General features: G+C 68.4%; 19 protein-coding genes. 11 read left to right on the top strand and 8 right to left on the bottom strand.

All coding sequences use genetic code 11. The features are described 5' to 3' along the window. Positions 1-18 precede the first annotated feature (18 nt). The 4 genes from NA12_RS05090 to NA12_RS05075 all read right to left on the bottom strand — a co-directional run bounded on the left by NA12_RS05090 (position 19) and on the right by NA12_RS05075 (position 4,804). Positions 19-945 carry an ABC transporter permease gene (locus tag NA12_RS05090; protein WP_067446540.1) on the bottom strand — a complete coding sequence of 309 codons (927 nt, stop codon included), beginning with the start codon at positions 943-945 and terminating at the stop codon, positions 19-21. Beyond that, on the bottom strand, positions 942-2,003 hold the full coding sequence (locus NA12_RS05085) for an ABC transporter permease (RefSeq protein ID WP_067447503.1): 1,062 nt from the start codon (positions 2,001-2,003) through the stop codon (positions 942-944). Before NA12_RS05085 ends, NA12_RS05090 begins: the two co-directional genes overlap by 4 nt. Before the next feature lie 143 nt (positions 2,004-2,146). Beyond that, positions 2,147-3,805, bottom strand: a complete 1,659-nt coding sequence (locus NA12_RS05080) for an ABC transporter ATP-binding protein (RefSeq protein WP_067446537.1) — start codon at positions 3,803-3,805, stop codon at positions 2,147-2,149. 6 nt (positions 3,806-3,811) lie between these two features. Next, positions 3,812-4,804 carry a BMP family protein gene (locus tag NA12_RS05075; RefSeq protein ID WP_067446534.1) on the bottom strand — a complete coding sequence of 331 codons (993 nt, stop codon included), beginning with the start codon at positions 4,802-4,804 and terminating at the stop codon, positions 3,812-3,814. Positions 4,805-4,911: 107 nt separating this feature from the next. On the opposite strand from NA12_RS05075, the gene NA12_RS05070 reads away from it, so the two are divergent. Next, entirely contained in the window at positions 4,912-5,685 is a 774-nt protein-coding gene (locus NA12_RS05070) for a GntR family transcriptional regulator (RefSeq protein ID WP_067446531.1), read from the top strand. A gap of 111 nt (positions 5,686-5,796) precedes the next feature. Here the strand turns inward: NA12_RS05070 and NA12_RS05065 are convergent, their stop codons facing one another. Both NA12_RS05065 and NA12_RS05060 read right to left on the bottom strand, forming a co-directional pair. Then, positions 5,797-6,942 (bottom strand): LLM class flavin-dependent oxidoreductase, encoded by a 1,146-nt coding sequence (locus NA12_RS05065; RefSeq protein ID WP_067446528.1) that lies wholly within the window; start codon positions 6,940-6,942, stop codon positions 5,797-5,799. 85 nt (positions 6,943-7,027) lie between these two features. Further along, complete coding sequence (locus NA12_RS05060; protein WP_067446525.1) at positions 7,028-7,900, bottom strand: LysR family transcriptional regulator; 873 nt, start codon at positions 7,898-7,900, stop codon at positions 7,028-7,030. A 71-nt stretch (positions 7,901-7,971) separates the two neighbouring features. Between NA12_RS05060 and dapA the strand changes: the two genes are divergently transcribed. Together dapA and NA12_RS05050 are read left to right on the top strand one after the other, a co-directional pair. Further along, complete coding sequence (gene dapA / locus NA12_RS05055) at positions 7,972-8,862, top strand: 4-hydroxy-tetrahydrodipicolinate synthase (RefSeq protein ID WP_067446523.1); 891 nt, start codon at positions 7,972-7,974, stop codon at positions 8,860-8,862. A 65-nt stretch (positions 8,863-8,927) separates the two neighbouring features. After that, positions 8,928-10,460, top strand: a complete 1,533-nt coding sequence (locus NA12_RS05050; protein WP_084472357.1) for a DHA2 family efflux MFS transporter permease subunit — start codon at positions 8,928-8,930, stop codon at positions 10,458-10,460. A 55-nt stretch (positions 10,461-10,515) separates the two neighbouring features. Here NA12_RS05050 and NA12_RS05045 read toward each other — a convergent pair whose 3' ends face one another. After that, complete coding sequence (locus tag NA12_RS05045; protein ID WP_067446520.1) at positions 10,516-10,947, bottom strand: type II toxin-antitoxin system Rv0910 family toxin; 432 nt, start codon at positions 10,945-10,947, stop codon at positions 10,516-10,518. A 295-nt stretch (positions 10,948-11,242) separates the two neighbouring features. Between NA12_RS05045 and NA12_RS05040 the strand changes: the two genes are divergently transcribed. The 7 genes from NA12_RS05040 to NA12_RS05010 all read left to right on the top strand — a co-directional run bounded on the left by NA12_RS05040 (position 11,243) and on the right by NA12_RS05010 (position 16,081). Beyond that, positions 11,243-12,622, top strand: coding sequence for an ATP-binding protein (locus tag NA12_RS05040; protein WP_067447499.1), 1,380 nt, complete (start codon positions 11,243-11,245; stop codon positions 12,620-12,622). Beyond that, a complete protein-coding gene (locus tag NA12_RS05035) occupies positions 12,600-13,013 on the top strand; it encodes a roadblock/LC7 domain-containing protein (RefSeq protein ID WP_067446517.1) in 414 nt (137 codons plus the stop codon). The genes NA12_RS05040 and NA12_RS05035 overlap by 23 nt, the downstream gene beginning before the upstream one ends. After that, entirely contained in the window at positions 13,010-13,360 is a 351-nt protein-coding gene (locus NA12_RS05030) for a DUF742 domain-containing protein (RefSeq protein WP_067446514.1), read from the top strand. Before NA12_RS05035 ends, NA12_RS05030 begins: the two co-directional genes overlap by 4 nt. Continuing rightward, positions 13,335-13,937 (top strand): GTP-binding protein, encoded by a 603-nt coding sequence (locus NA12_RS05025; protein ID WP_067446512.1) that lies wholly within the window; start codon positions 13,335-13,337, stop codon positions 13,935-13,937. Before NA12_RS05030 ends, NA12_RS05025 begins: the two co-directional genes overlap by 26 nt. Continuing rightward, entirely contained in the window at positions 13,934-15,139 is a 1,206-nt protein-coding gene (locus NA12_RS05020) for a cytochrome P450 family protein (RefSeq protein ID WP_067446509.1), read from the top strand. Before NA12_RS05025 ends, NA12_RS05020 begins: the two co-directional genes overlap by 4 nt. Positions 15,140-15,245: 106 nt before the next feature. Then, positions 15,246-15,707 carry a MarR family winged helix-turn-helix transcriptional regulator gene (locus NA12_RS05015; RefSeq protein ID WP_067446506.1) on the top strand — a complete coding sequence of 154 codons (462 nt, stop codon included), beginning with the start codon at positions 15,246-15,248 and terminating at the stop codon, positions 15,705-15,707. After that, positions 15,704-16,081 carry a DUF5313 family protein gene (locus tag NA12_RS05010; protein WP_067446503.1) on the top strand — a complete coding sequence of 126 codons (378 nt, stop codon included), beginning with the start codon at positions 15,704-15,706 and terminating at the stop codon, positions 16,079-16,081. The genes NA12_RS05015 and NA12_RS05010 overlap by 4 nt, the downstream gene beginning before the upstream one ends. 26 nt (positions 16,082-16,107) lie before the next feature. On the opposite strand, the gene NA12_RS05005 is transcribed toward NA12_RS05010, so the two are convergent. Further along, complete coding sequence (locus NA12_RS05005) at positions 16,108-16,662, bottom strand: TetR/AcrR family transcriptional regulator (RefSeq protein WP_067447497.1); 555 nt, start codon at positions 16,660-16,662, stop codon at positions 16,108-16,110. Between the two features lie 214 nt (positions 16,663-16,876). Between NA12_RS05005 and NA12_RS05000 the strand changes: the two genes are divergently transcribed. Then, a complete protein-coding gene (locus NA12_RS05000; protein WP_067446500.1) occupies positions 16,877-18,115 on the top strand; it encodes a cytochrome P450 in 1,239 nt (412 codons plus the stop codon). The last annotated feature ends 1 nt before the right edge of the window (position 18,116 follow it).

Here is an 18,116-nt window from a genome sequence, read left to right as displayed (position 1 = left end):
TACGAAAAGAGTGGCAGGTCAGGAAGTTCGGGCGAAGGCGACAGTGAGGTCGCGCGGCGAGCGGCTGCTGCCGACCAAGCCGCTGACGGCGATGATCGCGATCAGATAGGGCAGCATCACCAGCAACGCGAACGGCACATCGACACCGAGCGCGGGCAACGCGAACTGCAGCGCCTGGGCGAGACCGAAGAACACCGACGCCCAGATCACCCCGAGCGCGCGCCACCGGCCCGCGATCACCGCGACCACGGCGAGATAGCCGATGCCCCCGGTCATGTTGTCGCTGAACGAATGCACCTCCGACAGCGCCAGTTGCGCACCGCCCAGACCCGCGGCGAACGCGGCGAGCAGCACACAGCCGTAGCGAACCGCTTTCACCGGCAAACCGGTGCGGTCGGCCGCGACGGCGTCCTCACCGATCGCGTCGATCATCAGACCCAGCTTGGTGCGACGGGAGAACACGAACGCCGAGACGGCGACGACCACGATGCACAGATAGCCGAGCGCGGTCTGCCCGAACAGGGCCGGACCGAGGACCGGGATGCGGTGCAGCACCGGAATTCGCAGCGCGTCGAAACCGGGAACGGTGTGGCCCTTGCCGTCGGCGAGCAGCAGGCGCGCACCGTAGGTGGTAGCGCCCAGCGCCAGCGCGTTGCTCGCGATCCCGACGACGATCTGGTCGGCACGCAAGCCGATACTCCAGATCGCCTGCAGCGCACCGAAGATCAGCGCGGCAATCACCCCGGTGGCCACCCCGAGCACCGGCGAACCGGTGGTGACGGCGCCCAGCACGCCGGCGAACGCGCCCGTGAGCATCATCGCCTCCAGGCTGAGATTGAGCACGCCCGCGCGCTCGCTGACCAGCTCACCACTCGCGGCCACGAGAATGGGCAGGGTGAAACCGACTCCGCTGGTGGCGATATCGGTGACGGTATCGAGGCTCATCGTGGCGCTCCCGCCGGCTCGGCGGTAACCATCGAGGAAACCGGTGGTGGTGCGGTGGGTTCGGCCTTGCGGCGGCGATAGGTCCAGATCGCGGCGCCCGCGATGAACACGATCATCAGCGACTCCACGACCGAGATGGTCGACGCGGGCACATTCGCGGCCAGCTGCAGATTGATCCCGCCGGAGACCAGGAAGCCCAGCAGCAGCGACACCGCGACGACGGCGGCCAAGGAGCCACGGGCCAGCAGTCCGACGACCAGACCGGAGAATCCGTATCCGGAGGAGAACCCTTCGGCCAGGACGAACGGCGCGGTCGCCACGAGCAGCCCGCCCGCGACACCGGAGAACGCGCCCGCTGCCGACAGACTCAGGAAACGCAGCCGCCGCACCGGCAGTCCGAGCCGGGCCGCCGCGTCGGGATTGAGCCCGACCGCACGCAATCGGGTACCGAGTGCGGTGCGGCGCACGAGGATCGCGGTGCCGAACGCGGCCACCACAGCGATCCACAGCGCGATGGTGGCGGGTGAGCGTTCGATGCCCAGCAGCGGCAGCTGCGCCGCCGCCGTGAGCGGCTCGGACTGTGGCAGCGTCTCCGAGGAGGTCACCGGCTGGCGCAGCAGCGCGGGCTCGTGCACGACGAGCAGCACCAGCGCCAGGCCGACGAAGTTGAGCAGCAGGGTGGTGATGATCTCGCTGGTGCCGCGGGCGACCCGCAGATAGGCCGCGATGGCCGCCCACAGCCAGCCCGCGGTCGCCGCCCCGATCAGCACCGCGGGCAGGGTGATCGCGGCGGGTGCCCCGGTGAGCGTGGTGCCGATCGCGGTGGCGGCGATACCACCGGCACAGATCTGGCCCTCGCCACCGACATTGACCAGCCCGGCACGGTGGGCGATGGTGAAGCCGACGGCCACCAGCATCAGCGTGGCCGCGACATTGAGTGAGGCGCCGATCGCGTAGTCGCTGCCGAACATGCCCTCCCACAGGGCGGCCATCGTCGCGCCGGGGGCCGCGCCGGCGCCGGCGGCCAGGGCCAGCCCGATCGACCCCGCGGCGATCATCGCAGCGACGGCGACGACGATCGGATGGTGTACCCACTGGCGCAGGCCGGTCGTCGCGGGCCCACCCGCCGCGCGCAGCAGGGCCTGCGCGGTGCGTCGAGGTGGCGGCGCGGGTTGCGCCGTGGTGACCCGACTCGGTGCGCTCATGCCGCGACTCCCATCATCAATTCGCTGATCTGTTGTGCCGCAGTGGGATCGGTGGTCTCCACCGGTCCGGCGAGGGCCCCGCGATACGCGACGAACACCCGGTCGCACAACGCCAGCAGTTCGGGTACTTCGCTCGAGACCACCAGCACCCCGCAGCCGTCGGCGGCCGCGCGACGCAGTTGGGTGAGCACGAAATCGACTGCGCCGATGTCCAATCCGCGCGTCGGCTGGGCGGCGACCAGGCAGCGCAGGTTCGCCGTGGACAGTTCGCGGGCCAGCACCACCTTCTGCTGATTGCCGCCCGAGAGCGAGCCCATCGGCACCCACGGTCCGGCCGCGCGCACATCGAAGCGGTCGAGTTCGGCCTTGGCGGCGCGGCCCATCGCCTGCTTGTCGAGCAGGCCGAAGCGTCGGAAGCGGCCGAGTCGGCCGAGGAACAGGTTCTCCGCCAGGGTCATCTCGGCGACCATCGCGTCGCGGTGGCGATCCTCGGGCACGACGCCGAGACCGAGCCGGGTTCGGGTCGCGGGGCTCGCGGTGGTGATATCGGTATCGGCGAGCGTGACGGTGCCGTTGCTGACCGGGGTGCCGCCCGCGAGGACCGCGACCAGTTCGCTCTGCCCGTTGCCTTCGACGCCGGCGATTCCGACGATCTCCCCGGGCCGCACGACCAGCCGCGCGTCCGCCAGCGCGGCGCTGCCGTCGGCGCGATGCACGGTGACCCGGTCGATAGTGAGAACCGTTGTGGGGGAGCCGGACTCGGCCCCGCGCTGAGTTCGAGATGGAATCAATTCGGCGTCGCGCTCGGTGACCTGGTCGTCGGCGAGATCCGGTGCCGGTGAGCCCGATGCGGCGAACGTGGCGGGGACGGCGGCTGTCTGCGCCGCGTCGGCGGAATGCGCGCCGATCGTCGCGGCGACTGTCGGATCGAGGTTCGCGGCCGTGCGTCCCACCATCGCGGTGAGCAGTTCGGCGATGGTGGTATTCGACATCCGCCCGCCACCGGCGACCGTGCCCCGGCGCAGCACCGTCGCGGCATCGGCGACCCTGGCCACTTCACCGAGCTTGTGCGTGACCAGCACCACCGCTTTGCCATCGGCGGCGATGGCGCGGCAGGTGTCGATCAAGGCATCGATCTCGGCCGGATCGAGCACTCCCGTCGGTTCGTCGAGCAGGATCAGCGACGGATCGCGCAGCAACGCCTTCACGATCTCGACCTTCTGTCGTGCGCCGACCGGCATCGTCGCGACCTGCTGGTCGAGGTCGACGCGCAGGCGGTAACGCTGCGCGATCTCGCCGAGCCGGTCGGTCAGATCCTTGCGACGCACGCGCAGCCCGTGCTGGGTGAGCAGCAGGTTCTCCGCGACGGTCATGGTGGTGACCAGACTGAAGTGCTGGTGCACCATCGCGACCCCCGCTCTCATCGCGGCGGCGGGGGAGTCGGGCCGGAAGTCGGCACCGCCCAGCAGCATTCGGCCCGCGTCGGGGCGATAGCCACCGAAGACGAGGTTGCACAGCGTGGATTTGCCCGCGCCGTTCTCGCCGAGAACGCAATGGACAGTGCCGGATTCGACAGTGACGTCCACCTCGTGCAGCGCCTGCACGGCACCGAACTGCTTACCGACCCGGTGCAGGGTCAATGCGGGAGTGCTCATCGTGGATCAGTACGGCTTGACCGCGCCGGTGGACAGGGCCGTTTTCGCCTTCGCGAGGGCGTCGGCGACCCCGGAATCCTTGCTGCACAACACGAAATCGGTGCCGTCGTTGGGTGAGGTCAGCCCGAAGCGCACGTTCTCGGCCTTCCACGAGTTGTCCAGTACGGCCCGCACCGCGAACTCGACCTCGGTGCCGATATCGGTGTGTACGTAACCCAGGTAGGCGGGGTTGGCGCAGTCGCCGGGAATCGGACCGCCCACCATCGTGGCGCCGGCCTGGGTCGCGGCCTGTTCCATACCCGCCTTGCCCAGGTTCACGATCTGACCGAGCGTGCCCGCGCCCGCGCCGTAGTCGGCCAGTGCGGCCTGCTTGGCCTTGGCGGGGTCGTTGAAGTCGCCCAGGTACTGCGGCGTGAGCACCTTCGCGTCCGGCTTCGCGAATCGTGCGCCGTTGCCGAAGGCGTTGGCGGCGTTGACGATCGCGGGCAGTTCGACACCGCCGACGAAGGCCACCGCGCCAGTTTTGGACCCCGCGGCCGACACCGCGCCGCTGAGGAATTCGGCCTCGGCCTGCTGCGGGTCGTAGTAGGCGAGGTTGGCGAGCGGCTTGGCGTCGGCCGGTCCGCCGATCTCGACGAACTTCACGTTCGGGAACTGCGGTGCCACTTTGCGCACGTCGGCGTCGGTCTGGCCGCCGAGCGAGATCACCAGATCGTTGGTCGAGGCGAAACGGACCAGGGCCTGCTGATAGTCGCTGGCCGCGACCTGTTCGACCTTGCTGAGTTCTACCTTGTCGCCGAGCGCGTCGGCGACGCGCTGGTAGCCGAGGTATCCGGACTGCATGAAGCCGGTGTCGGAGAGCGAGCCGGGGAAGAACACGCCGACCTTCAGCTTGCCGCCCGACGCCGTGGTATCCGCGGAACCGCAGGCCGACAGGAGGGCAGCGGCGGCGAGGGCGGCCGAGCCGACGGCGACAGCGCGCCGAGTGGACTTGTGCACGGGGTACTCCTTGATCGAACGTACCGCTCACTTAGCGGTATACCGTTAAGTGTCAGCCTGCGGCTCGGAGATGACGGGCGGATTACCGAAAAGTAAGAAACGGTCGCATGCGCCGAGCGGGCTACCGTAGGGACGTGCGGGAGCAGAAGGATGGTGCGGTGGCAGCGGAACCGGCGAAGAAGTCGCTGCGCGATCATGCCTACGAGCAGTTGCGCGATCGGATCATCGACCTGCGCTTGAGTCCTGGGCAGCGGCTGGTGGAACGCGACCTCGCCACCGAGCTGGCCATCTCGCGGATCCCGCTGCGCGAGGCGTTGCAGCTGCTCGAACGTGAGGGCCTCGTCGTGATCGTGCCGAGGCAGGGCGCGATCGTCGCCCCGTTCACCGTGACCGACGTCCGCGACCTCTTCGATGTTCGCGAGAGTCTGGAGGTGCTGGCGGCGCGCCTGGCCGCCGACCGCGCCGAACCGGGCGACCTCGCCGCTCTGCGAGAACAGCTCACCGCGGCCCGCCAGGCGACCGCGCGGGGCGACCAAGCCGCGATCGCCGCCGCGAACGCGGGCTTTCACGCTGTCATCGTCGAGGTCTCGGGCAACCCACTGTTGCAATCGCTGTTGCGCCCCTTGGAATCCCGAGTCCGGTGGCTGTTCCATCTGACCAAGGAGCGCGACCCCGGTACCCAGTGCGACGAACACGAAGCCCTCTATGCCGCCATCGCCGCCAACGACCCCGACGCGGCCGCCGAAATCGCCTACCGCCACGTGGCTTCCGGTCGTGAACCCAGCCTCGCCCTGTCCGCCCAGTGGGCCATGCCCGACATCGACCCCGTCTCGGCCACCCGTACCAGGCAGCGCGGCGCTCACCGCGACAGAACCGCGTAGATCGCGGTGTTTCGGGTCCCGGTCGGCGAGCGGTTCGGCGCCGCGGTGCGGGCCTTGGTCACCAGGTCGGTGGCAGTTTCCTTCCTGGCCGCCACCGACCTCGCCGCAGTGTCACAACCGGCGGATTCCGCGTGCGACCGCGGCGAACGATGACCCGGTTCGCAGGCCCGTGCGCAGTTTCGGGTGGCATGCGCCGAGGTCGACCATCACGGCGTAGGTCAGGCCGTGGTCGTGTCGTTCGGCGAACTGGTCGATCACCTCTGCCGGTGTGCCGACCTGGAAGATCTCGCTGATCAACGACCGGGGTGCGCGACGACCGTAGTCCAGCGCGGTGGCTTCGTCGATGGTCTGCGGAAGAATGTCCTGTGCACCGGAGAACGTGGGACCCAACGGATGCTCCACACCGTGGCGTGCCCAGGCCCGCGCGGACGCGGCGAGCGCGTAGGCGCGGATCACGGCCGAGTCGAGAATCTCGTCGACGATCGTTCGCGTCTTCGCGGTCACGATCCAATGCCAGCCGGCCGCTCGGATCGCGGCCGGGTCGCGTCCCGCGTCCGAGGCCGCGGCCCGGATGGTATCGAGCCTGTCGCGATATTCGGCCGGGCTACTCGGAAAGGCGGGCAGCCACGCATCGGCGAATCGACCGGTCGCCCTGAGCATGCGCGGCCCGTGTGCCCCTATCCAGAGCTCCGGTCGGGTGCCGCGGTGCGGAGGCAGGGCGAAGACCGCGTCGCGCAGCGGGAAGAATTCCGAATCCCGGGAGATCGGCTCACCGTTGGATTCCCACAACGCCCGAATCGTCGCCACCGCTTCCTCGAAGCGCGCCACCGGGCGTTGCCAATCGACACCGTAGGGCTCATTGTTCTCGCGTTCCCCCGGACCGATTCCGAGAATAGCTCGTCCGCCACTGAGTAGATGCAAGCTCGCGGCGGCCTGTGCGGTCACCGCAGGATGCCGGCGAGCGGTGTCGGTGACTCCCACCCCGAGTCGTAGCCGGCTCCACCGATTCCGTGCCGACGCTCGCCCGAGCAGGGTCCACGGCTCGTAGAACGCGTCCGCGGCGGGAGCGATCCGCGCGCCGCCGACATGGTTCGGTTTCCAGACCGAGGAGGGAAACAGCCCGATCAAATGGTCGATGACCCACACCGAGTCGGCACCGCTCGTCGCGGCGACGAATTTCGCCGTGCGCTGGGTCAAGTCCGGCGCACAGCGGGAATACAGGCCTGGATCGACAATTCCGGTCTTGACACGTGCCATGGGTTTCTCCCACTACTCGATGTCGCTCGTCCGGTCTCCACACGACCACCTCGATTGTCTCACCGGTCGGCGAAGCCGGGTATCGCTAGGCCGCGGCGTGCAGGGCGACGCGGGCGGCGTGGATGGCGGGATGTAGACCGGTGCCGTTCCGATAAACGAGCTGGGTGTGGCGGCGGATCGGCAGGGGGGTGAGGGTGATGTGTTCAGGGGGTGCGTAGAGGGCTAGGGCCGGGACTATCGCGGTGCCCGCGCCCGCGGCGACGAGGGTGAGGACGGTGTCGAAGTCGTCGGCGTGGTGGCGGATATGGGGGGTGAATCCTGTTGCCTGGCAGGCTCGGATCGTCAAGGTGTGGCACAGGGTTCCCGGAGTTCCCGCGATCCAGGCGGATCGGCGGTGCGCGACCAGTGCGTCCTCGGTGGCCACGGGGGTCAGCGTGGCGAGGTAGACGGTTTCGGTGTGCAGGGGTTCGGTCTGCAAGGACGCGTCGGCGTCGGCGGGGACCAGGTCGTAGTCATGGGTGAGCGCGATATCCAGGGTGCCCGCGCGCAGTGCGTTCGGGATGTCGGCGGGGTCGATCTCGGTGACGGTGAGTTCCAGGCGAGGGTGGTCGGTGCTCAACGTGACCAGTGCGGGGGACAGCAGGGTACGGGCCGCCGTCGGGAAAGTGCCGATGCGCAGGGTTCCCGCCAGTTCGTCCCGGGTGCGGGACAAGTCGGCTTCGGCGTGTTCGAGGGCGGCCAGGATCGTCTCGGTGTGTCCGACGAGGAGCTCGGCGGCGGGGGTGAGGGTAACGCCGCGGCCCGAGCGTTCGAGCAGCGCGACGCCCGCTTCGCGTTCGAGGGCGGTGAGCTGTTGGGACACCGCCGAGGGCGTATAGCTGAGTGCCTCGGCGACCGCGGCGATGGTGCCGCGGTGGGCGAGTTCGCGGAGCAGGCGAAGTTTGCGGACATCGAGCATCAGTTCACCTTACGGTCGGCATCATGAATGTGAACTGGACCTGATGGTAGTCCTGGCTCGACGATGGAGTGATGACATCACTGCACGGGCTCTTCGTTCCCCTGATCACGCCGTTCACCGCCGACGGGACACTGGAGCCCGCCGCGTTGGAACGCCACGCGCACTCGGTCCTCGACGCGGGGGCGACCGGGCTCGTCGCGCTCGGCACCACGGCGGAGCCGTCCGCGCTCACCGCCGAAGAGCGCGTGCGAGTCCTGGATATCTGCGCGCGCGTGTGCGCCGACCGCGACGCACCGCTGATCGCCTGCGCGGGGGGCAACGCCACCGGGGAATCGGTCAGGGCGATCGCCGAACTCGCGCGGCCCGTCGCGGCGGTACTGGCGGTCGTGCCGTACTACGTGCGACCGAGCGAGGAGGGCGTGATCGCGCACTTCACGCAGCTGGCGGCGGTCAGTCCGGCGCCGGTGCTCGTCTACGACGTGCCGCACCGCACGGGCCGCCCGCTCAGCGGCAGCACGCTGATTCGGCTCGCGAACACCCCGAATATCGCCGGCTTCAAACACGCCGTCGGCGGAATCGACGCGGCCAGTGTCGAATTGATGGCCGCGCACACCCCGGCGACGGTGCTCAGTGGCGACGATCGATTCGCCTCCGCGCTGCTCGCCCTCGGCGCGCACGGGGCGATCCTGGCCGCGGCCAATATCGCGCCCCGCGAGTACGGCGATCTCATCGAGGCCTGGCAGGTCGGCGACGTGATCAGGGCCCGCGCCCTCGGCAACAGCCTCGACGCGCTCGGTGCGGCCCTGTTCGCCGAACCCAACCCGACGGTCATCAAGGCGGTACTCGCCGAGCGTGGCCAGATTCCCAGCGCGGCCGTTCGGCTGCCGATGCTGCCCGCCTCCAGCGTCGCGACCCGGGCGGCGCTCATGGCGAGCGAGGCGGCGACGATCGCGCGGGTGTGACACGGACGAGATCACGAACAGGGGTGTCACTGGTCATCGGAAGCGAAAAGTGCTTGGGTTAAGCGGTGACGAAACCTCCGGATATCGGCGCCGCGGCGCCCGACCCCACTACTGACAAGTTGGATGCCGCCGTACTGAAGGTGGCAGGCGTCGTCGTCCTCGGTGCGGTGATGTCGATTCTCGACATCACCGTCGTCACCGTGGCGATCCCGACGTTCATGCAGGATTTCAACGCCTCTGTCGAGGTCGTCGCCTGGACCATGACCGGCTACACCTTGGCGCTGGCCTCGGTCATCCCGATGACCGGCTGGGCCGCCGACCGCTTCGGCACCAAACGCCTCTATATGACGGCACTGACCTTCTTCATCATCGGGTCGGTGTTGTGTTCGATGGCGTGGAGTATCGAGTCGCTGGTGGCGTTCCGCGTCATCCAGGGTATCGGCGGCGGCATGCTCATGCCGCTGGGTATGACGATCATGACCCACGCCGCGGGCCCACAGCGGATCGGGCGCGTGATGGCGGTGCTCGGCGTGCCCATGCTGCTCGGCCCGATCTGCGGCCCCATCCTCGGCGGTTGGCTCATCGACTCCTTCAGCTGGCACTGGATCTTCCTGATCAACCTGCCGTTGGGCATCGTCGCGTTGATCCTGGCCTGGATCGTGCTCGCACCCGACAAGCCGAAGCCGTCGGAATCGTTCGACTTCCTCGGCATGCTGCTGGCTTCACCGGGTCTGGCGCTGTTCCTGTTCGGTGTCTCCTCCATTCCGGAGAAGGGCACCGTGATGGACGCGCGCGTGCTGGTTCCGGCGATCGTCGGCGCGGCACTGCTGGTGGCGTTCGTGTTCCACGCGCTGCGTACCGAGCACCCGCTGATCGACCTGCGGTTGTTCGCCAATCCGTCGCTGCGCTTCTCCGTGCTCACCATGTCGCTGTTCGCGACGGCGTTCTTCGGCGCCGGGTTCCTGCTGCCCAACTACCTGCAACAGGTGCGCGGCGAGACGGCGTTCGATTCCGGCCTGCTCATGGCGCCACAGGGTATCGGCGCGATGCTGACGATGCCGGTCGCGGGATTCCTGGTCGACAAGATCGGTCCCGGCAAGATCGTCATGTTCGGCATCACGTTCATCACCGTCGGCCTCACGGGGTTCACCCAGTTGGGCGCCGACACCTCGTATCTGCTGATCGGCGGCGCGCTGTTCGTGATGGGTCTCGGCATGGGCTGCACCATGATGCCGGTGATGACCGCCGCGATCCAGACGCTCTCGCACGCGCAGGTCGCGCGCGGCTCGACGTTGATGAACATCATCAACCAGACCGCGGCGTCGATCGGCACGGCGACGATGTCGGTGGTTCTCGCTGCCCAGCTCAACGATCACCCGGAGGCGAAGCTCGCGATCGGCGCCAACGCCAGGCCCGATCTCGCCGCGCAGGTTCCACCGTCGGTCCTCGAACAGGGACTCGACCTGGCGGCGACGGCGTTCAGTAACACCTACTGGGTCACCGTGGTGCTCGCGGCGCTGACCTTGATCCCGGCGTTCTTCCTGCCGCGGACCAAGCCGAAGGCGCCGATCGACGCCGAAGCTGTGGCGCTGGCCTGATCGGTCGTACACGAAAGCCCGGACCGAACAAGCGGTCCGGGCTTTCGTGCCGGATTCAGCCGTAGAGCTTGACGAACATTTCCAGCGAGCGCTCGATATCGCCGCGCAGTGCCTTGGCCACGGCGGACCCGATCGGGCCGAACAGCGGCGCGCCGCCCAGGTCGATGTCGACGCTCACCTTCGACCCGCTGCCGCTCGGCTCGACGAGTAGCCCGAGTCCGAATTTGGTGCCGCCGATGCCGGCGCCGGTGAGAGCGAGTTCGCGCGGCGGTCGCGCGGTGCGTACGGTCCAGGTGACCTTGTTACGGAAGCCTTTCACGCGGGCGATGCCGACGAGTACGGTGCCCGGCGTGAGCTCCTCGGGCAACGTGCCGCGCCACGCCTCGTGGATGGTCAGCCAATCGCCGAGATGCGGAAGATCGGATGCGTGTGCCCAGGCCTGGTCCGGCGGGACGGGGACATCGACGGAAAGCTTCAGTTTCGCCACGCTGAAACAATATCCGGTACCCGGGGTTCCGTGACGGTCGGCTCGAGGCATAGCGAACTAGAATAGATCAATCGTCCAGTAGTGTGGGAAGTTTCGAGCGGGAAACATGATGCCGGACAGTAAGATCCGTGTCGCGATCGTTACGTATCCTGCTAATGTGTGCGGATCGCTGAAAACGGAGCGTGTGAATCGAGTATTCGAAATCACTCCGCGATGAAAAGTGAATGCCTCGGCGGGCGCGCCGCCGAGGGCCGCCGGCAACAATGCCGTGTGGTCGAGAACGACGAAAGATCTGATGAACTCAGGAATTGCGGTGCTGTTGCTCGTCATCGGTGCGCCGCTGTTACTGCTCGCGATCGCGGTCAGTGTATTGGCCATGCGCAACGAGCGTCGGCACCGGCAGCGGGCCGACGCCGCTATCCGGGAACGCCTCGCCTGCGAGAACGCCTTGATACACCTGGCGCAGAACACCCTGCCCGCCATCACCGACGCGGTGCGCCGCCACGAGATTCCCTCGGTCGCGGTGGAACTGCCGGTGGAACTGGGTGATTCGCAGTTCGGCCAGGCATTGCAGTGGATCGCCACCGGTCATGCCGAGGACCTGCGCGTGGTGACCGAGGAAACCAGGGCGATGGTCGAACGCTACGGCGAACAGCGTCGCCTGGGTGAGATACAGGCCGCCCAGGACCAGACCCGCGGTGAGCTCTCGGCGTCCTCGCGGGCGGCCACGAGCGCCGCGGTGCGCTCCTTCGGCACCTCGGTGGTGAGCCTGGGCACCGACCTCGGACAGGTCGTCAGTGCCGCGCTGCGCGAACACCGCGACGACGCCATCTACGAAACCCTCACCCGGATCGACCACACCGTGCAGCAGATGATCCGGCAGGCGCAGTCCTATGTGATCGTCTCCGGCGGTCTGCCCGGGCGCCGGTGGCCACAGCAGTCGCTCACCGATGTGGCGGGCGGCGCGACCGGGCGCGTTCGGGAATTCCTGCGCGTGCGGGCGGCGCAGTCGGACCGGATCGTGATCAGCCGCGCGGTCGAACCGCTCGTGCACACCATGGCGACCCTGCTCGACAACGCGTTGCGCTACTCGCCGCCGTCGTCGTTCGTCGAGATCGGTTTCCAGGAGGGCCATCACGGCGTCACCGTGATCATCGACGACGCGGGCATGCGGATGAGTCCCGAGCAGCTGGAGGACGCGCGCCTGGTGCTCAGCGGTGAACGCCCGGTCGACATCCACGATCTCGGTCCCGCGCCGAAGGTCGGTTTCCCCGGCATCGCGGCGCTGGCCCGGCGCTACGGATTCTCCGTGCACGTCGACGGGCCCAACATCTTCGGTGGCATGCGAGCCATGGTGTATGTACCGTCGGCGCTGCTGGTGAGCGGGGACGCGCCGCGGTTGCCCGAGCCCGAACTCGCCGCACCCGCCCACATTCCGGTGCCGGTCGCCGAACTCGAATCGCCCGGCGCCGACGTCCACGAGATCACCAGCGGCGGGCTGCCAAAACGCCGCCGTAGACCGGTTGCCCCGGATTCGGCGGGGGTAACAATCGAGTCGGGGCAGGCGCGCCCCGACCTCGCCGCTGCCTGGCGCAGCGGATCCCGCAGCGGTCGTGCCGCTGCGGCCGAGCGAACCACGGAAGGAACAGCCGATGAGCACACCGGTAGCCGATAGCACCAACCGATTGGCGTGGCTGCTCGAGGATCTCGAGATCCCCGGCGTCCGCTTCACGGTCCTGCTCTCCGATGACGGACTGCGCATCGCCCACTCTCGTGGCGTGCTGAAAGACGATGCCGAACGGTTCGCCGCGGCCGCGTCCGGCCTGCGTTCGCTCGGCAAGGCGCTCGGCGAGTTCTGCGGTGGTCCGTCGAACACGGTGCGCCAGAACATGACCGAGTACGACGAGGGCATGATCATGATCACCGCCGCCGGGGCGGGCGCGCTGCTCGGTGTCGCCACCACCACCGATGTCGACGTCGCGTTGGTGGCGCATCGGATGAACGAACTGGCCTCGCGCGTCGGTCACGAGATCGGCAGCGCGCCCCGCCTAGGCGGGAGGAATTGAGCCGCGGCAGGCGTGATCCCGACCTGGTGCGCTCCTATGTGCGCACCGGCGGGCGGGTGCGGGCCGGCCACGATCTGGATCTGGTGACCCTGGTCCGTGCCGTCGACGACGCGCGCCCCGATCACCGCCCCGAACAACGTCGCCTGCTGGCTCTCACCAGCCGCCGCGGCGCGCTGTCGGTCGCCGAGCTGTCGGCCTATCTCGACCTGCCCGCCTCCGTCGTGAAGATCATCGTCTCCGATCTGCTCGACAGCGGCCACCTGCACTGCCCCACTCCGGCACAGGTGAAGCCCGAACTCGCACTGATCAAGGAGGTGTTGCATGGCCTCCGCGCCATCGCGGGATGAGGTCGACTACGTCGCGGAAACCGTGACGCGGTCGGTGAAGATCCTGGTCGCAGGTAATTTCGGCGTCGGCAAGACGACCTTCGTGTGCGGGGTGTCCGAGATCAGGCCCCTGCGGACGGAAGAGACGATCACCGAGGCCAGCATCGGTGTCGACGACATGGCGGGCCTGGGCACCAAGGTGTCGACCACTGTCGCACTGGATTTCGGCCGCATCACCCTGAATCCGCAACTGGCGCTGTATCTGTTCGGCACGCCGGGGCAGGAACGGTTCGCCCCGCTGTGGGAGGAACTGGCTCGTGGCGCCCTCGGCGCGCTGGTGCTGGTCGATACTCGGCGGATCGAGAAGGCCGACGACGTGCTCTCGGCGCTGGAACAGCGTGGCGTGCCGTACGCGGTGGCGGTGAACGAATTCGAAGGATTCCGGCGCTACCCGCTCGAGGAAGTGCGTGAGGCGCTCGACCTCGCCCCCGATACCCCGGTGATAGCGCTCGACGCACGTCGTCGTGATCAAGGCCTGCGGGCGCTGATCACCTTGGCGGAGTACCTTTTTCGCAGACAGGAAGCAACAGCGTCATGACGGTCGATATCGCCGCCGACGAACGGGTGGCGATGTGGGCACCCGAGTTCGCCGCCGATCCGCAGGCTGCCTACCAGCAGATGCGCCGCCGGTTCGGTTCGGTGGTGCCGGTGGAGTTGTCGCCGGGCATCCGGGCCACGCTGGTGATCGGCTATCACACCGCCGTGCGCATCCTCAACGATCCGGAGCACTTCCCGGCCGACCCCCGGATGTGGCAACGTGACATCCCGCTGGACTGCCCGGTGCTGCCGATGCTGCAGTTCCGCCCGGCCGCGCTGCGCACGACCGGCGCCGAGCATGCCCGATACCGGCAGGCCAATGTCGCCGGGATCGCCGGGGTGGATCTGTACGCGATGCACAGCACTGTCGAACAGTTCGCCATCCCGCTGATCAACAGCTTCTGCGCGGTCGGGTCGGCGGACCTGTTGAGTCAGTACGCGTTTCCGCTGGTGTTCCAGGCGCTGAACTCGATGCTCGGGTGCACACCCGAGATCGGACAGCAGGTCGCCACCGGAATGGCGCAGATCTTCGAAGGCGACGACGCCGAGGCGGGAAACAACCTGCTGGCCTCCGCGTTGGCCGATCTGGTGGGGCTGCGTCAACGCGAACCCGGTGACGATGTCGCCACCCGTCTACTCCAGCACCAGGCGGCGCTGACCGACGAGGAGATGGTGCACCAGTTGCTGGTGCTCTACGGCGCGGGCATCGAGCCCATGCTGAACCTGGTGGTCAACACGTTGCGGCTGATGCTCACCGACGACCGATTCGCGGGCGATGTGCTCGGCGGCAGCCTGTCCACCCGTGACGCGCTCGACGAAGTGCTGTTCACCGACCCGCCACTGGCCAATTTCTGCATGACCTACCCGCGACAGCCGACCCTGGTCGACGACACCTGGCTGCCCGCGCACGAACCGGTGGTCATCAGCATGTCGGCCTGCAACAACGATCCGGCCATCGCCGGGCGCGATGTCGTCGACAACCGGGCGCACCTGGCCTGGAGTGCGGGCCCACACGGCTGCCCGGCCAAGCCGGTCGCGTACCTGATCGTGCAGGACGCGATCGACCAATTGCTCGACGCGCTCCCGGAATTGACCCTCGCCGTTCCTGTCGAGGAACTGGTGTGGCGGCCCGGCCCGTTCCATCGGTCGCTCGCGGCGCTGCCCGTGAAATTCCCGCAGACACCACCGTTGCCGATGCCATGAGCGGCGATTGATACGCCTCGTCCCGGCTCAACTGTGACGCCACTAATAGTTATTGCACTAACAGTTGGTGGCGTAATAGTGTGTGGGCGAAGGAAGGTGGTGGACGATGCAGGAGCTCGACGACCCGTTGCGCCTCGACCGGCAGGTGTGCTTCGCCCTCGCGGTGGCACATCGATCGGTGCTGGCGGTCTACCGCCCGCTGCTCGAACCGCTGGGCCTGACGCATCCGCAGTATCTGGTGATGCTGGCTCTCTGGGGTGAGGCGCCGATGTCGGTGAAGGCGGTCGCCGAGGCGATCCAGCTCGACTCCGCGACCCTGTCACCGCTGCTCAAGCGGCTCGAATCCGCCGGACTCATCACCCGCCGCCGCGATCCGCACGACGAACGCACACTGCACATCGACCTCACCGAGATGGGCCGTGACCTGCGCGAACAGGCCGAGCAGATCCCGCCCGCCGTCGTCGCGCGCCTCGGCGTGAGCTTGGCGGATCTGGAAGAATTGCGCGATGTCCTCGGCCGGGTGAACGCGGCCGCGCGACGCGCAGGCGACGTGAGAGAGCGGTCATGAGCAACTCCTCCCCGAATCTGTGGCAGCGCGTTCGCTACACCACCGGCGGCACTCTGCCGCCCTCGATGGCGGACTGGGTGCTGGCCGACCTCACCGGCCCCGGTGCGACCCGCCGATACCTGATGCGGTTCCTGCTGCCCGTGCTCCCGGTGCTGTGCCTGTTCTTGCTGGTGCCGGGCCCGTTGTGGATCGGGCTGTCGATGATGGCGTTGCTGTACCTGCCGCTGGTCTACTTCACCGTGGCGCTGGTCTACGTGTATCGGCGCCACCGCCTGGTCAGCCACGGGTTCGATCCCGCGTTGGCGAACGAGGCCGAACGTCGTCGGTCCGAAGCCGAACGCGTCGCCTACGAGAGTCGTCACCACCGCGGCTGAGCTGGCGACAACAGCGCGGACCGGGTTCAGCCCGCGCGCAGCGTGGGACCGACGAATCGTTCGACCAGGTGACGTTCCGCCGCGGCGTCGGACAGTGGCCAGGTGAGCAGCGACAAGACCACGCGCACGACCCAGCCCGCTGCTTCGTCGTCGGGGGCGATCCTGGTCAGCGCTGTCGCGATGTGGCCGAGTTCCGGTGCGCCGGCGAGAAATTCATCGGTATCGGGGGAGCGGTGCCGGATCAGCCACTGGCGCAGCACCGGATCGGCGCGGATCGCGGCGACGGCGGCCAGGATCGCCTCGACGGGTCGGCTGCGGGGCGCGACGGTGTCGACGACCGCCTCGACGCGCGCGACAACGGAGCCGGCGGCCCTGACCATCACGGCGCGCACCAGTCGTGGTTTGCCGCCGACGTAGCGGTACAGGGTCGCGCGCGAGCACCCCGCGGCCGCGGCGATGTCGTCGGCGGTGACGTTGTCGATGCCGTGCTCGAGGAACAGCGCGAGCGCGGCGCGTTCGATGCGGTCGACGGCGATGGTGCGTCGGTCACCGCCGGTCAGCCAGTCCACACGGTCGGTCACGGGCAACCCTCCAGGCTCGTCTTTCTCAGGGTGAGACGTTCGATGGAATCTGTCTAGCCGAATTAGACCAGGCCGAGAGCATTTTCGCCGAAATACTCGCCGGGCCGGTGTCTGCGAGCTTTCCCGGCAATCTCATGCTGAGACAGCCGTTGACCGCCCGCCTCTCCTCGATGCACGGTGAGCGCCGACAGCCCGACCAGGAAAGGCGGCGGCCATGACCACGGACCTCGAAGCGATCGACCTGTTCGACGCGGCGGTACTCGACGACCCCTACCCGATGTATCGCGCGCTGCGCGAACAAGCCCCCGTCCACCGAGTCCCCGGCACCGATTTCTACCTCGTCGCCTCCTGGGCCGCGGTCACCGAGGCGACCCAACGCCCGGCGGAGTTCTCCTCGCATCTGACCGGTGTGCTCGTCGCCCAGCCGGGGGGCGCGCCGACCACCTTCGACCTCGACGCGACCGGACAGGGGGTCCATGTGCTCGCCACCGCCGACGGTGACATCCACGCCGCCCACCGTGGCATCGTCGGGCCGGCGCTGGCCAAACGCGTGCGCACGCTCGGCCCGTTCGTCACCGCGCTGACCGAACGGCTGTGGGCGGAGGAACTCGACGGCGATCGGATCGACTGGGCCACCGGGGTCGCGGATCGACTGCCGCTGGCGGTGATCGCCGAACTCGTCGGCGTGCCGGGGGGTGACGCGCCGACATTGCTGCCGCTGGCGTACGACTCCACCGAGATGCTGGGCGGTGTCGTGGCCGACGGTCGGATGCCCGCCCTGATCACCTCGGCGGCCGAGCTCGCCCACTACGCGTACCTCGCGATCAACCATGCGAAAACGCGAGTAGTCCAGACGAATTCGCCGCGAACGCTGCTCGAGATACTCGTCGCGTCGATAGCGGCGGGCGCCATCGACGAGCAGCAGGCGGTACTGATCGTGGTGCAACTGATCGGTGCGGGCGGGGAGTCGACCGCGGGTCTGATCGCGTCGGCGGCGCGGTTGCTCGCCACCGACCCCGCACTACAGACGGGCCTGCGGGAACAACCCGAACTCGTGCCCGCGTTCCTCGATGAGGTGTTGCGCCTGGAGTCGCCCTTCCGCGGCCACCACCGCCACGTAGTGGCCGACACTCGGCTCGGCGGCGTCGATCTGCCCGCGGGAAGCCACCTGCTGTTGCTGTGGGGTGCCGCCAATCGCGACCCCGCCGCCTACCCGGATCCCGACGTCGTCGACCTGCACCGGCCGCGCGGCCGTGCCCATGCGGCATTCGGCGCGGGAGCCCACTTCTGTATCGGGTCCGCACTGGCCCGGCTGGAAGCGACCACCGCGATCACCCTGCTCCTGGAACGCACCGAGCGGTTCGGCCTCATCGACGCCGAGTCACCACGGTGGGTACCCAGCCTCTTCGTCCGCCGCCACGCGACTCTTCCGCTTCGCATCACGCGCGCCTGAG

This window comes from Nocardia alba NBRC 108234 (assembly GCF_001612665.1).
Classification (GTDB): Bacteria; Actinomycetota; Actinomycetes; order Mycobacteriales; family Mycobacteriaceae; genus Nocardia; species Nocardia alba.
Note: the sequence above shows the minus strand (reverse complement) of the source record. Positions and strands in the feature narration are given on the sequence as shown.

Coding starts and splice junctions, on each gene's coding strand:
- NA12_RS05090 (WP_067446540.1), bottom strand. CDS start 945: ATGAGCCTCGATACCGTCACCGATATCGCCACCAGCGGAGTCGGTTTC.
- NA12_RS05085 (WP_067447503.1), bottom strand. CDS start 2,003: ATGATCGCCGCGGGGTCGATCGGGCTGGCCCTGGCCGCCGGCGCCGGC.
- NA12_RS05080 (WP_067446537.1), bottom strand. CDS start 3,805: ATGAGCACTCCCGCATTGACCCTGCACCGGGTCGGTAAGCAGTTCGGT.
- NA12_RS05070 (WP_067446531.1), top strand. CDS start 4,912: ATGCGCCGAGCGGGCTACCGTAGGGACGTGCGGGAGCAGAAGGATGGT.
- NA12_RS05065 (WP_067446528.1), bottom strand. CDS start 6,942: ATGGCACGTGTCAAGACCGGAATTGTCGATCCAGGCCTGTATTCCCGC.
- NA12_RS05060 (WP_067446525.1), bottom strand. CDS start 7,900: ATGCTCGATGTCCGCAAACTTCGCCTGCTCCGCGAACTCGCCCACCGC.
- dapA (WP_067446523.1), top strand. CDS start 7,972: ATGACATCACTGCACGGGCTCTTCGTTCCCCTGATCACGCCGTTCACC.
- NA12_RS05040 (WP_067447499.1), top strand. CDS start 11,243: ATGAACTCAGGAATTGCGGTGCTGTTGCTCGTCATCGGTGCGCCGCTG.
- NA12_RS05035 (WP_067446517.1), top strand. CDS start 12,600: ATGAGCACACCGGTAGCCGATAGCACCAACCGATTGGCGTGGCTGCTC.
- NA12_RS05025 (WP_067446512.1), top strand. CDS start 13,335: ATGGCCTCCGCGCCATCGCGGGATGAGGTCGACTACGTCGCGGAAACC.
- NA12_RS05020 (WP_067446509.1), top strand. CDS start 13,934: ATGACGGTCGATATCGCCGCCGACGAACGGGTGGCGATGTGGGCACCC.
- NA12_RS05015 (WP_067446506.1), top strand. CDS start 15,246: ATGCAGGAGCTCGACGACCCGTTGCGCCTCGACCGGCAGGTGTGCTTC.
- NA12_RS05010 (WP_067446503.1), top strand. CDS start 15,704: ATGAGCAACTCCTCCCCGAATCTGTGGCAGCGCGTTCGCTACACCACC.
- NA12_RS05000 (WP_067446500.1), top strand. CDS start 16,877: ATGACCACGGACCTCGAAGCGATCGACCTGTTCGACGCGGCGGTACTC.